This is a genomic window from Okeania sp. KiyG1 (genome assembly GCF_014132355.1).
In the GTDB taxonomy this organism is placed as follows: Bacteria; Cyanobacteriota; Cyanobacteriia; order Cyanobacteriales; family Microcoleaceae; genus Okeania.
Window position 1 is genome coordinate 86,436 of record NZ_BLZO01000121.1, and the last position, 15,992, is coordinate 102,427.

Annotated in this window: 9 protein-coding genes; 4 read left to right on the forward strand and 5 right to left on the reverse strand. The window is 36.7% G+C overall.

Annotated features, from left to right (window positions below; translation table 11 throughout):
• Positions 1 to 94 precede the first annotated feature (94 nt).
• The 5 genes from SAGCYANO_RS29315 to SAGCYANO_RS29335 all read right to left on the reverse strand — a co-directional run bounded on the left by SAGCYANO_RS29315 (position 95) and on the right by SAGCYANO_RS29335 (position 6,965).
• Complete coding sequence (locus tag SAGCYANO_RS29315; protein WP_237396828.1) at positions 95 to 1,195, reverse strand: NB-ARC domain-containing protein; 1,101 nt, start codon at positions 1,193 to 1,195, stop codon at positions 95 to 97.
• Positions 1,196 to 1,336: 141 nt separating this feature from the next.
• Positions 1,337 to 1,471 carry a hypothetical protein gene (locus SAGCYANO_RS48190; RefSeq protein WP_255502748.1) on the reverse strand — a complete coding sequence of 45 codons (135 nt, stop codon included), beginning with the start codon at positions 1,469 to 1,471 and terminating at the stop codon, positions 1,337 to 1,339.
• Between the two features lie 2,064 nt (positions 1,472 to 3,535).
• Positions 3,536 to 3,847: a hypothetical protein gene (locus SAGCYANO_RS49545; RefSeq protein WP_307785989.1), complete on the reverse strand. Its 312-nt coding sequence runs from the start codon at positions 3,845 to 3,847 to the stop codon at positions 3,536 to 3,538.
• Between the two features lie 1,411 nt (positions 3,848 to 5,258).
• On the reverse strand, positions 5,259 to 5,660 hold the full coding sequence (locus tag SAGCYANO_RS29330; protein WP_202223292.1) for an alr0857 family protein: 402 nt from the start codon (positions 5,658 to 5,660) through the stop codon (positions 5,259 to 5,261).
• A gap of 798 nt (positions 5,661 to 6,458) precedes the next feature.
• Positions 6,459 to 6,965: an HNH endonuclease gene (locus SAGCYANO_RS29335; RefSeq protein WP_375340017.1), complete on the reverse strand. Its 507-nt coding sequence runs from the start codon at positions 6,963 to 6,965 to the stop codon at positions 6,459 to 6,461.
• Between the two features lie 666 nt (positions 6,966 to 7,631).
• On the opposite strand from SAGCYANO_RS29335, the gene SAGCYANO_RS29340 reads away from it, so the two are divergent.
• The 4 genes from SAGCYANO_RS29340 to SAGCYANO_RS29355 all read left to right on the forward strand — a co-directional run bounded on the left by SAGCYANO_RS29340 (position 7,632) and on the right by SAGCYANO_RS29355 (position 15,495).
• A complete protein-coding gene (locus tag SAGCYANO_RS29340; protein WP_124144708.1) occupies positions 7,632 to 7,967 on the forward strand; it encodes a ribbon-helix-helix domain-containing protein in 336 nt (111 codons plus the stop codon).
• Positions 7,968 to 8,812: 845 nt separating this feature from the next.
• Entirely contained in the window at positions 8,813 to 12,913 is a 4,101-nt protein-coding gene (locus SAGCYANO_RS29345; protein ID WP_202223334.1) for a CHAT domain-containing protein, read from the forward strand.
• A gap of 151 nt (positions 12,914 to 13,064) precedes the next feature.
• The gene (locus SAGCYANO_RS29350; protein ID WP_202223294.1) at positions 13,065 to 13,433 is read left to right on the forward strand and encodes a hypothetical protein; all 369 of its coding nucleotides are present in this window, start codon (positions 13,065 to 13,067) and stop codon (positions 13,431 to 13,433) included.
• A gap of 478 nt (positions 13,434 to 13,911) precedes the next feature.
• Positions 13,912 to 15,495, forward strand: coding sequence for a hypothetical protein (locus tag SAGCYANO_RS29355; RefSeq protein WP_202223295.1), 1,584 nt, complete (start codon positions 13,912 to 13,914; stop codon positions 15,493 to 15,495).
• Positions 15,496 to 15,992 lie beyond the last annotated feature (497 nt).

The window sequence follows — 15,992 nt, forward strand, 5'->3', positions numbered from 1 at the left end:
TCCGTCCCGGAATGCTCCGGGAAACCCTGTCGGTCGCTTCGGACGAAAATTTGAGTTCTTAAAACTAGAATTAATTCAGGTTAATAGAGTTTTGTCATTGATGAAAATTATTACCTTGTTTAAGATATTCTCGAAAGACTGGAGAAAGTTGAAACATTTTTTTATTTTGAGGATTTGTTCGTAAAATATATCGTCTGGATAAAGATTGTAAACCATTAATCAAATCTGCCGATGATAAAGATAAATGTTCTTTTAAAGTCTCTATGGAAAATTCTTGGTTTTGTTGACTCATTTCCACAATAATTTTTTGTTCGACCTTAGATAATTTATCGAATAATGAATTAAATAGATCTTTCAAATCTTCTGTTAAAATCAATTCGTCCCCATTGACAAAACTTAAAACATCACCTTGAAATACATCTTTAATTAAATCGGCTATATTCTGTAAATATAAAGGATTTCCTTCATAGAGTTTGATTAAGGTAGACCAAGATTCAGGATTCTCTAAATCTTGATGATTCAAAAGCTCTGTTTCGTATAAACCTATTAACTCTAAAACTTTAATTGGATATAATTCCTCATTTAAAGATTTCATTTCTTGAGATTTCTCTTGACTGACTAAAATTAAACAGCTTTGATGTTCAATCTCAGTCATCATTTTCAAGAATGTTTTGTAATCTCTATATTCTGGTTGATACTGTCCTGCTAATTGTTTTTCTGTAAAAATATTCTGAACGTCATCCAAGATAATTAAGCATTTTTTATGGCGTAAAATATCAAACAACTTTCTCCAGGTTTCTTCATTAAGACTGACACTATCATTTACCAGAGAAAAATTATTGAAGATTTCAGTTAAAAGCAAATTTAACGGTTGAGGAAATCTTAAACTTTTCCACATCAGAACATCAAAAAAATTACTGTTTAGATCGACGAATCTTTTCACTAAAGTTGTTTTACCAATTCCACTTAATCCTAAAACACTAATCAAACGAGCTTTTTGTAAAAATATCCAATCATGGATAATTTTCAGTTCTTCGTTTCTGCCATAAAAAAAATTAATTTTAGGTGCTATTCCTAAATCTTCATAGCAGGATTTAGGTTCAACTTGATTTTCAATATCTGGTTGTTGTTGTGGTTGCTCAGATATCGGCGAACAGAAATTAAAACTATGGTGATGATTTTTATGATTAAACAAATTAATAAACGATGAATTTATAAATAATCTTTCTATGGTTGAACGAAAATTATTTTTATTAACATCTTCCCCTAACTGCTCCGATAAAATTTGCCATAATCTATAACCGACATCTCTAACTCGACTCTCACTACGATGATATTATTCTCCAATTTGACTATAACTTTCACCTTGCCAGACTCCTTGGATAACTACCTGTTGAAGATCATCTAAGTGTTTACCAGTTTTCGAGAAAACTAACCGATCTGCTAATTGTAATACCTCTGCAATAGTCATAAACTCCAGATATAGTTAAGTTTCAGGTATTATAGCTTGATTTTACACGGCAATTTACGATATTTTCAGACTTTAATATTAGTATTCGTCTATAAAACATAAGATTTAATAGGATATTTTACGTTAGCTATGCCTAAAGATAAAAGATTATACTGAAAGGAAAGTTAAGCTAAATTCATATATTAAAAATTCTTTTATGTATAGCTTCAACAATTAATAATGAATAATGAATAATTAATAATTACCTCTCCTTGAAAAGAAGAGGATTGACTCAAAGGAAAAATTTTTCTCTCTTGGTCGATTGGATATGGCGAGGAGACCTCGCCATCCCTCGACCGCTTTTTTCTCCTTGAAAGGAGAGGCTTTATACCAAATTGATAAATGTTTGCTACAAATAGTTAGGGTATTTATTCTAATGCGCGAATTTAGAATGCAGAATGCAGAGTGGATATATTTAATACCATTTTTGATGTTTTAAATTACTTTTTTCGTGAAAAAAACTTTCAGATAAAGTCTGTTTATGGTGCTTATTATTCGTAACATTCTTTTTAAAAATGGTATTAAACCTTAATTATTCGGTAAATAAATTCAATATTGTCAAGATATTTGTTTTAGTCGGGGTAATTCTTTCCTCCTCATCATGTGAAAGTATTGCAAATATGCAAAGTGAGAAGAAAGAGCAAGAACTTTTGAAAAAAGTAGAGTTAGCATCAGCAATGTACTATTGTGAAGATTAATAACCTTATCCTAATAATGAGACTGACCAGGATTATCAAATAAGACGAAATAGAATTGAGGCTGAACGCCAGAACTTAGAACTTACTGAAACTAGAGCCAAGCAAGGAGGTTTAACAGAGGAAGCAATTCAAGAAGCTAGAGATGCTGGGGAAGCTAAAGGTCGTCGATATATTGCTCAAGAAGATCGCCAGTAACAATTACAACATATATTGCAAAGGTTCTTATACTTTCGCCGGGGAAGACTAAGTATAATCCATAAAGTAATAGGAAAATACTCAATTACAGTTAGGTTTCTCTTGTGCATAAGAAAGAAAACTAATCATTACAAATATGTTTAAGTCAGAACCAAAAATCTTAAATTGTGTAGGTTGGGTTGAAGAAGCAAAACCCAACATTTTTATAATTTTTGTTAGGTTATACCATTTTCAAAAAATATTGCTACATTGGCTATTCAAGGTATTAGGTGTTAGGTGTTAGGTGGTAGGTATAATAAATAAAAAGTGAAGATTTTTCAATTCCGTTAAGCATCTATATTTTACTGTAACAATCTTTCTTGAATTTGGTATTACTCCTATGGATAAGTCTTGCTAAAAGTTTATTCTAAGCAACCGATGATTTTTAACTCTTAAAAGATTTGTCTTCTCGTTGAACAGTCAGAACCAAAAATCTTAAATTGTGTAAGTTTGCTTGAGGAAGCAAAACCCAACTTTTTTCTACTTTTTGTAAGGTTAATGTGAATAAGCCTTCCTAAAACTTTGTTCTTAACAACTGATGATTCTTAATTCTTAAAAATTTTGTTTCTCAACCAGGTTTTTTCAGTGGCGCAGAAATAATTTTTCTACCACTAACAGCTTGTTTTTTTAATCTCCAACTATAAGCTTGTAAATTATCATCAAAATATTTAGGGCTTGCTGATTAAATCTAAAAGTCTTTATATATAAAGGTTTTAGCCTTTTTAACTATCAAAAAATGCGAGGTTTTAAGTGATAATGGTTCAAAAATGAGCCGATTTTGGTCAAGATTTGGGCAGAAAAATCATTCTTACAAAACTTAGCTCCTACCTCCTCGCTAATTCCCATTTCTCCTGTCTCCTGTCTCCTCAAACCCTATTTAACAGATTCTTCTCGGTATTTATAAATTCCTGCTAATACTTCATCATTATATACAGTTTTACCCACAAATTTAATACTCCATATTTTACGAAACAATCAATCAGAAAAAGTATTTTCAATTATATAAATTAAAATTCCAAATAGATATTCCAAATTCCCCATAAAATACTCACTTATATCAATCTCAACTTGATTTTTGTCAACCTTAAAATTTTTAATTACTCCCTGTTGTAACAATTCCATAAATACAATAAATTTGATTTTTTTTCTGTCGATTAAACAATTGAGCAGCAACCATTTCTGCAATACACTGAGCTAATCCAGATTTAATATTATCATTTTTTGCCTCAACAATTGTCATCACAGGAGCAGTTACCTCTAACTGCTTTGGAGAATAACTAATGATAAAATCACATCTTCCCGTTAATCCCTTACTTTTATCCACATTAAATTCTGTGCCAGAAAATAAACTAATTTGGCGGTTAAAGTATTTTCTGAGTTCCACAATAATTGGAGAAATAATCAATTCTGTTTGCGGAGCATTCTGTCAGGAAACGAGCTTTTTCTGTATCAATTTCTAATGCCAAAGGAATATTTTCAGCCAAAATTTATTTCAATAAGGTACTAGGATTTACAGATTTTATAGACTTAAATAATTCAACTCGTTCCTGAAGTACAAAATTAAATTCAAATTCTAATTGTGAGAGAGTAAATTCGCTGTAAGACATATTCTCAGAGGGAAGGAAGAATTCATTAATGGATAATTGATAATGGATAATTGATAATTACCTCTGGTTAAAACCGTTACGGAATTGAATATAAGGAAATATTATTTCTTCTCTTAGTCTATTGGATATGGTTAGGAAACCCATCTATCCCTCTACCGCTTTTTTCCCCTTAAAAGAGGAGGCTTTAAACCAGAATAATTAATTATTAATTATTAATTATTAATTATTAATTATTCGGTAATACCAAATTGATAAATTTTTGCTACAAATAGCTAGGATATTTCTGATGATTTTAATAGTTTTGTGGAATGGGCATCTTGCCCGTTCCTGTTCTTTATATTTTCCCGTTCTCTATATTTTCGGATCGGCAGGATACCCACCCCAGTTATATTCATCACTTAACTCAGCAACACCCATTATTTTTGACAACTGATAACTGACAACTGAAATGACGATTCCTGAAATATTCGGTTTTGAATCACTACTTTCCTACCTTATAAACATTAATCCGTCAATAGCTATGATTACTTAAGCACTTCTACTTATCTAAAATTTGTTTTTTTCAAGTTATCCAACCAGACAAAAAATGTGAATATTGGAGATGATATTAACGTAAATACTAAGTTGTAGCTTGATTAAATAGAGGATTTTTTACTTTTAGCTACAAGAATAGCATTATATACTATGTACTAATTATGATACCAAATCGCTGAAACAACGCAAGTGCGTGAAATATTTTGTAATAATTTGGGAAAAATCAGAGCTGTTTTGATTATAATAAATAATTTAAATCATTGATATGATAAGTTAAACCTATTATTTATGCCTCTTGTCTAATTTTTAATTTGAAATTACTTTTGGATGATTAGCGATCGCATTTCTGACAAATAAAGAGAATATTGCCTGAAATTCTTCTAGAGATGTTCCATGTAACATCCCTACATTATTACTTATATAGAACCCCTGAGTGGAATCTTTGCAACCGGTATATGCTTTTGCTTGCAGTCCTCAGTCATCATAAATTGTGGAAATTCAGGAACGAGAATAGGGGAAAAAGCTAATGTTATCCCGCGCCACCCGATAGCGTAAGCAGGTAGAAAAATTCTCTCATCTCCCCATCTCCCCATCTCCCCATCCCCCATCTCCCCATCTCCTTCTCTATTTTTAAATAGATACCAAATGGTTTCTATATATTACCTATTGACAATTTCAATAATCAGTTGCTTCCTGACTCACTGACGCATTTGCCTCAGCCGCTTGCCATAACTTAAAAAGTAACAACTCAATCCGATCACTCAACGCAGTAATAAAAATCCCATTCTCATATTCTGGATCTACTGTTATCCAAGTTCCTCCTAAACTAACTTCCACAAACTCATCATCAGCAACACAAAGGGCAATATCATCTCCACCCTCCTTTTGCACAGCCATCTCCAACATCGACAACTCAGGTAAACTTACAGGTAGCAAAAAAGCTGCAGAACTTGGTTCAACTAAAATTTTTTGACCAACTCGCATAGCCAAGATTACCCGCAGTGCTACCAACTGTTCGGGAGATTGAGCCAAACGCTCCATATAAAAGCCAGATTCAGTATAAGTTAACTTTAGCATTCCCGGTGGTCTCTCCTTTTTTAATTGGAAGAGCTTCGGATGTTATTGAGTAATTAATCCATAACTCAAAACTCAAAACTCTTTGCAGTTATTGAAATTAGTTTTGTTAGCAACATCTGGCGCAAATACCGTTTCACGGAAGTTAAAAGTAAAAATACCGTTGCACCGAAGTCAAAAGTCAAAAGTCAAAAGTAAGATTTTATAGGCTCCAAACTTTTTCACGGAAGTTAAAAGTCAAAAGTAAGATTTTATAGAATCCAAACTTTTCTGCCACAGTAATTTCAGGAAATTATTTAACTTATGTAATTTGAAACTATTTGTGACATCTTTAAAGTAAATTGGTATAGGATCATTATTTTGACTGTTTTCTGCTCAAATAACGACATCAAAATTTAGCTCTAGTTACCGAAAAATTGGGTTTAAAGCCTCGCCCATAAGCGGGGACTTTTTATTTGCAAGTAAATTGAATATATGCTACATTATTAGCAGTTGCCGGGGGGCACTCGGAAACTCTAAACGGACGTGGAGGCAAGCATAAGACTACTGTCAAAGTAGCAGCAGCCCAGGAAGCGTCAACCCGCCGAAGAGCTACGGCTCAGTAGGAATCTCCGTGCCTTTAGGCTGGAGAGGATGTCAATTCCTAGAACTAACGAAACTTATACAGGACTTACGCATGGGCACTAAATCCAGTGAGGGCAAATGCCATTCGCCCCTACATATGGTGTTTTAAAGGTTGATTTGCGTAAGTCCTTTTATAGACAACCTTTTAGGTCTGCTTCAGTAACAAAATAAGAGCTTCTAAACTTCGTGTTGTCGTTCGCGCCAGAACTGTTCAGCAAATGCAATAGTCGGATGTATTGGTGTTTTCGGTTGGTGTGATAATTTCATCCCTGCCTCAGTAGGAGTACGATTACCTTTCATTGCATTGCACCTTTCGCAAGCCGTAACTACATTATCCCAACTATGTTTACCACCCCTAGACCGAGGAATAACATGATCTAAGGTGAGACGTTTAGTAGTCCCGCAATATTGGCAACGGTGATGATCCCTCTTTAACACTTCCCTGCGGTTGACTGGGGGGACTTTCCACACCCGTTCTTGGGAGGCCATCGTTAGGCGAATTTGTTCCGGCACATATAAGACCAAACTAGGAGAACGCACAGCCCAGCCACTACCATTATCAAAATTTAGAGGTTCAGCTTTGCCAGTCACCAGCAGAGCGATCGCCCGCTTGATATTTACGCGGGTCATGGGTAAGTAGTTCTGAGAAAATACGACTACAGATTGGTTTAATACTTGAGTCATGCTGGTCACTGCTTTACCTCCTAAATTTTAAATTTTAGATTTTTTATAGCAACTGGTTTTTCAATTAACTAGCTATCAGCTATTAGCATTTCAGCACTTCAGCCTAAAAATTTGCCCATATAATTAGGTATCTGTTTGAGCAGTCCGCGCCAAGCTGACCGCTGATTGCTGAACTACTGAAATGCTTAATGCTTTTTAATTGTCCGAATTCAAAAATTAATTTTATTTTTCTATTTCTCGGTCCTATTTAAAACTAACAACCCCTGCTTCTACTTATTCGGAAGCGGGGGCTAGAAAAAAGATTTTTATACCTTTTAGTCTGATTTATGTACAGATTTTTTTGGTCTGTACCTCCCGCTTCTGAGAAATTGATTTGACCTAATCTTTGGCCCTTCAATTTGAAAAATATGATTAAATTTTTCGAGTAGCTCCAAACCTCCATAATCAATGCCAAAGCTATTTCCATTACATAATATTTTTCCCAATATCAGCCACGAAATAGTCCCACAACCCTTAAATAGGTTGTTTTTTGACTGATCGATGGCTTGAATAAATGAATGGTTCACAGGAAAGCTCTCAAAAAGTTGGGGTTTCAAATCTAACCTTTTTTATACTACACTAATATTACAGAGATGTCTACCTAAAATTTTAAGGAGAAAAAAAATCATGTACACAATACCCAGAACTTCAACTACTGATATGGAAGTTACTAGCATTCGTTTGGAAAGGGAGTTAAAGGATAGGTTGAAAAGACTGGCTAATAATAAGGGCTATCAAGCTTTGATTCGAGATATCCTCTGGAACTATGTCCAGCAAAAGTCTGGAGATTATCGGCCACAGTTTTCCCATTCGGATATTCGAGCTAGTCTTCCTGCAACGGCCCAACAGGAGGAACGATGTGTGCTTACTGGCAAAGTGATACGAGCAAATGAATCTATGTTATTAGGACTTACGAATAATGGTGATATGGTGCCCCTCAGTATAGATAGTATGGACGATTAACTCAAATTTTTATTGGTGATGGGCTATGGGCAATTGAGAAGTATATTTAAAGATGACGACGCCCAATTTTATTTATTTGTCTGCTAGCCCATCACCTGCTATTTCAGTTATCAGTTATCAGTACCTCTGCAATAAGGAGGCTTGACATCAGGGATATTCTTTTTTTTCCTTTAAAAGGGGACCTTTAGACCCAATTTTTCAGTAAGTAGAGGGTAGGGAGTAGGGAGTAGGGAGAAATAGTGAATTTGTCAATAGCTACAATTACTTAAGTACTTATACTTGGATAAAATTTGTTTTTTTGAAGTTATCCATCCTCGCGAAAAATTTAGATAATGAGGCTGATACTTAACGTAAATACTGAATTACAGTCTTTTAAAGATAGGAGTTTTTAATTTTAGGTATAAGAAAACCATGATATCTTATGTACAGGGTATGATACCAAATTTCTGAAATAACGCAAGTACGTAAAATATTTTGTAATGATTTGGAGAAAATCAGAGCTGGTTTTATAGGAATAAATAATTTTAATGACTGAATTAATAAATTAAATTTATGCTTTTGTTGATGATTAGCGATCGCATCTCCTGAAAGAAAGTTAACATTTTGGTAGTACTGGTGAGAGATGTTTAAAGAATTTAGGGCTTATAACGTTTCACGGAAGTCACAAGTCAAAAGTCAGAAATAAATTAGCTATCTTTAGTCATCTTTAGATGACTTCTGCTTTGAGCCAAGAAATTTACTTCTTGGCGGATGAATTGAGTTGTATGCCATCTTTGTTCATATTGAAATAATTTGACAAAATTGCATATATATGGTGATAGCAAACTTACTGTTTAATGAACTTAATGGACGAAGAAAGGTTACAAGCTTACATTTCCCTAATTCAAGAATTGCTGAATTGCCCCAGTGGGGAAGAAGCGGAAATTCTCAACAGACACCCGGAACTTATAGATGAGGGTTTGGTGCAGGTGTGCAGGCAAGTAGTGGAAAATTTGCAGCGGGAAGGGCAAGAAAACCAGGCGCAATTTCTACAGCATTTGGCACAACAATTGGCAGAGTTGCTTAATCTCCAGTCTCCCGGTGGTGGGGTAGCTCCCAAAAAGGCGACACCTGAAGAATATTTGAGATTTTTGATGGAGGTTTTGCAAGCTGAGGTTGACAGTAATAGTGACCCTGGGGTTGTCTATCCACTTCTAGCAAAAAATCAAGATAAACTCGACTTGACTTTTGCAGAGGTTCTCAAAGAGTGGTTTGAGTCAAAGCTTGACCCTGATAATTCTGAGAGAAACCAATTTCTGGCACAAATTCTTAATGATTTTGCTGTTAATATTTTTAACTTTCCTTTAGGCAACGGAGCAAATAATCTGGAAATAGCTATCGCCTCCTACAAAGAAGTTTTACAAGTTTTAACTCTAGAAGCTTTTCCCCAAGACTGGGCAATGACTCAAAATAATTTGGGTCTGGCTTACGGTAACCGCATTAGAGGAGAGCGTTCAGAAAATCTGGAAATAGCGATCGCCTTCTATCAAGAAGCTTTACAAGTCTATACCTGTGAAGTTTTTCCTCAAGACTGGGCAATGACTCAAAATAATCTGGGGAATGCATACTCAGAACGCATCAGAGGAGAGGGATCAGAGAACCTGGAGAAAGCTATCGCTTGCTACAAAGCAGCTTTACAAATTCGGACTCGTGAAGTTTTTCCCCAAGACTGGGCAATGACTCAAAACAATCTGGGAGAAGCTTATCGTACTCGCATTAGGGGAGAGCGTTCAGAGAATGTAGAGAAAGCCATTGCCTTCTACCAAGAAGCTTTACAAATTCGGACTCGTGAAGCTTTTCCCCAAGATTGGGCACTGACTCAAAATAATCTGGGTATGGCCTATAATGACCGCATTAGAGGAGAGCATTCAGAGAATGTGGAGAAAGCCATCGCCTGCTATGAAGCAGCTTTACAAATTCGGACTCGTGAAGCTTTTCCTCAAGACTGGGCAATGACTCAAAACAATCTGGGTATTGTCTACAATGACCGCATTAGAGGAGAGCGTTCAGAGAATGTGGAGAAAGCCATCGCCTGCTATGAAGCAGCTTTACAAGTCTATACCCTAGAAGCTTTTCCCCAAGACTGGGCAATGACTCAAAATAATCTGGGACAAGCCTATCGCACTCGCATTAGGGGAGAGCATTCAGAAAATGTGGAGAAAGCCATCGCCTGCTATGAAGCAGCTTTACAAGTCTATACCCTAGAAGCTTTTCCCCAAAACTGGGCAGCAACCCAAAACAATTTGGGTATTAGCTACAATGACCGCATTAGAGGAGAGCGTTCAGAGAATGTGGAGATGGCCATCACCTGCTATGAAGCAGCTTTACAAGTTCGTACTCGTGAAGCTTTTCCTCAAGAGTGGGCAATGGCTCAAAATAATCTGGGTATTGCTTACTCAAACCGCATCAAAGGAGAGCAGTCAGAGAATATAGAAATAGCTATTGCCTACTACGAAGCAGCTTTGCAAGTCCGTACCCGTGAAGCTTTTCCCCTAGACTGGGCAACAACTCAAAATAATTTGGGGAATGCCTACAATGACCGCATCCAGGGAGAGCGTTCAGAGAATGTGGAGATGGCAATCGCCTACCACAAAGCAGTTTTACAAGTTCGTCGGACTCGTGAAACTTTCCCCCAAGAATGGGCAAGAACTCAAAATAATCTGGGGAATACCTACCGTAACCGCATCCAGGGAGAGCGTTCAGAGAATGTGGAGATGGCGATTGCCTACTACAAGGCAGCTTTACAAGTCCGTACCCGTGAAACTTTTCCCCAAGAGTGGGCAACAACTCAAAATAATCTGGGTATTGCTTACTGGAACCGTATCAAAGGAGAAAAGTCAGAGAATATGGAGAGGGCGATTGCCTGCTACAAGGCAGCTTTACAAGTCCGTACCCGTGAAGCTTTTCCCCAAGAATGGGCAAGAACTCAAAATAATTTGGGTCTTGCCTACTCAGACTGCATCCAAGGAGATCGCTCAGAGAATATAGAAATAGCTATTACCTACTACGAAACAGCTTTACAAGTCTTAACCCTAGATGCTTTTCCCCAAGAGTGGGCAACAACTCAAAATAATTTAGGAAATGCTTACGAAAACCGCATTCAAGGAGAGCAATGGGAGAATATGGAACAAGCGATTGACTGCTACCAAGCAGCATTACAAGTCCATACCCCTGACTTTTTCCCTCTCGACTGCCTCCGAACAGGTCGCAACCTGGGCAACCTGGGCATTGATATGGAAAACTGGGAAATTGCTATCTCTGGTTACAACCAAGCTATCCTTGGTGTAGAGAAAAGTCGCTATTGGGCAGTCTCCGAACTTACTAAAAGGGAAATTATAGAAAATAACCTAATCATTTATGAAAAAATGGTGCAAGCGTGCATCAAGCATCAAGACTATCGCCAAGCTATCCTCACTGTTGAGCGTAGTAAATCTCAAACATTAATCGAACTCCTCAACAGTGCCAACCTCTATCCCAAAAATGCCACCGATGACCAAAAACAAAGCATCAGCGAATTACGTCGCCAAATCGCCTCCTACCAACAACAACTTATGGATAGTAGGCAACAGGCAACAGGCAACAGGCAAGAATTAATAGGAGGAGGTTTGGCAGAAGAAAGAGGAGAAAATTTTTCTTACGTACCCGAAGCCAACATCCGTACCCAACTCCAAACTGCCAATCAAGAATTCCAACAACTCCTAGAAGAAATTGGCGACTCAGACTTCGCCCTTACCCAACAAGTTACCCCCCAACTGCCAGACTTCAGGCACCTGCTCAACTCCGAAACTGCCATCCTGGAATGGTATCTCCCAGCCAATAATGAATCTAACTTTTACCTTTTCCTGATTACTCCTACCCCAGACAAAAATTTCCAAATTCACCACCTCACCTTCACACCCGAAGACCATCAGCAACTCCAAGAAGCCATTCGAGATTACCGCAGCGACTATGGCGAAACCACCTGGGAAACCCAACTAGAAAAATATTTACAAATCCTCAGCCAAGCCTTGCAGCTACCAAAAATACTTTTGCAACTTACCAACTATCAACGATTAATTCTAATTCCACATCGGGAACTCCACCTAATTCCTTTTCACGCTCTTCCCATTTCCGAAAGTGAAAGCCAACTTCTAGGGGATAAATTTCTTGTGCAATATTCTCCTAGTTGCCAAATTTTTAATAATCTCTCTCAACGACCCCCTCTTGACCCCCATTCGCCTCCTTTTTTCGCCATTCAAAACCCTACACAAGACCTTACTTATGCAGATTTAGAAGTGGAGCAGTTGTGCCGTCAGTTCGACCCGCAACAAATTCTCGTTCTTCCCCATGACAAAGCTACTAAAACTGCCCTCAACCAACAAAAAACCAGGAATTTCTTGGGTCAGACTACCTATATCCATTTTTCCTGTCACGGAGAGTTCGATGAGGAATTTCCCCGCAACTCTTATCTGCGTCTAGCAAATCGGGAAAAACTGACATTTCTCGACATCTTCGAGAATCTGGATATCCCTAACTGTCGCCTTTTAATCCTTTCTGCCTGCAAAATGGGTTTAGTAGAAACTCCTCCTACTGATGACTATGTAGGTTTAGCCAGTGCTTTTTTTTATGCAGGAACTCGGACAGTTGTGGGTAGTTTGTGGGAAGCTGATGATTTAGCAACGGCGTTGTTGATGATTCGCTTGTATCTGGAGCTACCAAAGTTTGGTTCAGTGGTAGAGGCATTACGAGAAGCTCAATCTTGGTTACGGAATGTTTCCTGTGAGGAGGTTTTGGCTTGGTTGCGGGGTGGTCTGAAACTGAGTGAAGATTCTTTAGAAGAATGCGAGTTATACTTAGAGTTGTATGATGACGACCGCCCCTTTGCAAATCCTATATATTGGTCAGCATTTACAGCGATCGGGATATAAGGCGAATGGCGTTGCTGATTTTGGGTATAAATAAATGGGTAAAAGTTATAGACCTGATTGAGAACCTAGTCAAATCATATAGTCATTTAGTAACAGTTATATAATTGATAATTATGTCTGATGTAGATATTAATTGGAGTGAAAATAAACAATGGCAGTTCCACAAACCGAAGAGATTATCCGTAAATTCATCAGTGTTCTGAACCAAGAAAGTAAAAAACCAGATAGCCAGATTTTTCCTGAAAGTGCTTGGCAAAAATTAGAAGACCTGAAAAAAAATTTAGAGCAAACAAATGACGAACCCAAAAATATCTATTTAACAATTACTAAATGGTGTAAGGAAAACCAGTACAAAACTATTACAAACGCTTTAAAAAGTGCAAGGAAAGACCCTATAAAAGATGACGAATACCCACCACCTCCCGACCCCAGAGACCAACCAATTACAAATATTTCCCTACGCTCGGCAATTGAAGACGCTCAAGAAAACCGTCAACAATTAATAATTAATAATGAATAATTAATAATTAACAATTATCTCTCCTTGAAAAGAAGATGATTAACGCTGAAGGAAAATTTTTTCTCCTTTAAAGGAAAGGTTTTAAACCTTAATTATTCGCCAATAATACCAATTTAATAAATGTCTGTTACAAATAGTAGAAGTAAGAAAGAAGGAAGAGGGAAGAAGGAAGAAGGGGTAAGCATTGAAAAAAAGGGGAAAACGATATAAATAACTATATAAAATGAACTGAATTAGCTATTTTTAAGCATATGTGTTATAGATATACTTTTTATAGCATTCTTTTTTCAAATTGGTATAACCAGTAATAATTCAGCCTTCATTTATCAGGGGTGAGCAGAGTTAACTCAGATTAAATACAACGCTTTCCACTGTTATGAGGTACACCCATCGCGGGCAAGATGCCCGCACCACAAGATTAGCTGATAGCTGAATGCTGATAGCTGTTTGCTTACAATAACCAACCTTTATAATTAGAATGAATATCAATCAAGAATTTATTTATGCTCCTAATATTCGCTTGTTTACCTATCATTTAAAAACGGTAAATTTGACGAATTACCAACAGTTTGAACTAAAAATTACAGACATTCAAACTTTCTATCAAATCCTCTTAGATTATTATGGCGCATTAGACCAAAACCAGAATCCATCAAAATTAAAATTACGCTCTGATTTCTCAGACTTCCTCAACTCCGGTCTACCGAATTTAGACTTAATTTATCATCCTCAAGGCAGAGGTTGCCAAAGAATTACTCTAGCAAATAACTCCCCATACAAAGGATTTATCTATCCTCAATTTCTTAATGATACATATAGTTTTTCTCTCACCATTTATCATCCCCAAAATCCAGGAAAAGACAAAGTTGCCTTTGCCAACTTATCTCAATTAAAACCACCCCGTCAGTTTTTTTCAGGAATTAATCACAACTCAGACCAAACATTACAAAAAACACAAAAAAAAGCCTTTTGGGGAAGCACAATCATGTTAAGCGGTTTTCTCCCAGAAAAACCCGAAACTCCCGCAGAATTAAAACCCCTTGCTGACCGTTACTTACAAAATTTTCTTAATCTCGAAAACCTCGAAGATGCACCACCCTTTTATACCAGTGGCGAACTTCTAGATGGCTATATTTACGAATATCAAAACCCCAATAATTATCATCCCTACGGACACATAATTATCCTATTTATCTTTGCGGAAATTACCACAGAAAAACTCAACAAAATTCAATGGGATTTACCAGAACTATTTTTATATCATCATAAAAACAAGCAAAACTTTGCCGACAGCAAAAAAGAATATAAAACTGCCCTAGAAGATATCAAAAAAATCGAAGATCTTATTCAAAAATTTCCAGTTTATCTTCCTACTATTGGAGAAGAAAAATTGAGAATTGAGAGTGCGGAGTCAAAAGCAATATTAGCCACTTCCAATCCCGTAGAAATATTACATAAAACTTCCCTAGCTAACTCATCTACCCTTTCAGACCAACAACTAAAAAACCTCAAACAACAAATCAAAAATCTGCTAGACCTCTCCCTAAAAAATTCTCAATACCTCCGCAGTTTAGGAAACTTTCAAAACACAATAGATATCAACCGTGAAAATTATCTCAACAAAATTAACCGCCTAGAAAAATTAACCCAGAGCCAACTAAATATTTGGCAAGACTATGCCAACCTAGACTTTCAACGCTTCCAACGACAAATTCAAGCAGACCTAACCTATCTCCATCAAGGCTCACTTTTACTAGATAGAGCGATCGCTACTATTCGCGGTTTAGTAGAAATAGACCAAGCAGAACGGGACCAACAACGACAAAAAGCCGAACTATTACTGCAAGACAACATTCAAGCGATCGGTCTAGGGGTAGGAACGGGAGCTATTCTGGCCTCAACTTTCGGTTTAGTTACTCAACCTGCTACTTGGCCATGGCAAAAAAACCATAGCTTACTTCCTCATCCCTTTCCAGCAGCAGTTGTGGTTAGTAGTTTAACGGCTTTGCTGGTATGGCAATGGACAAAAAATCATTTAAAGAAAAAGCGCAATTTAAAGTAGTGGACTGAAACGCCTAAAATGGTGCATCGGGTAGGGGCGAGTTCTGCGGGTAGGGGCGGGTTCCGCGTTAAGTTAATGGTTTTACCCACGACTGAGTAAACCCGCCCCCGCCCCAATAATCTAATTTTATGAATTAGATGTGTCAGTCCAGTAGGGTGGGCAAATTTTACTTGATTTTCTGCAAGTCTTGATTGCTCTACAGAAATTATCAGTCATTTGTTATCCGATCAAAACACTCTGACGCAACATAAAGGATAATACTTATTTAAAATTAAAAATCAGAAATAAAAAATATATTCATTACTATTGTGACATACGCAATAGTAGAGTCAAACCTCTATGAATTCTGAACTTGAAGTTATTTACCCTCTCATCAAACTACTCTGAGCAATCAGCCAACAAAAATCACTCTAGTTATTATAAATCAGAAATAAAAAACATATTAATCACTGTTGCGACATACGCAATAGTAGAGTCAAACCCCTATGAGTTCTGAA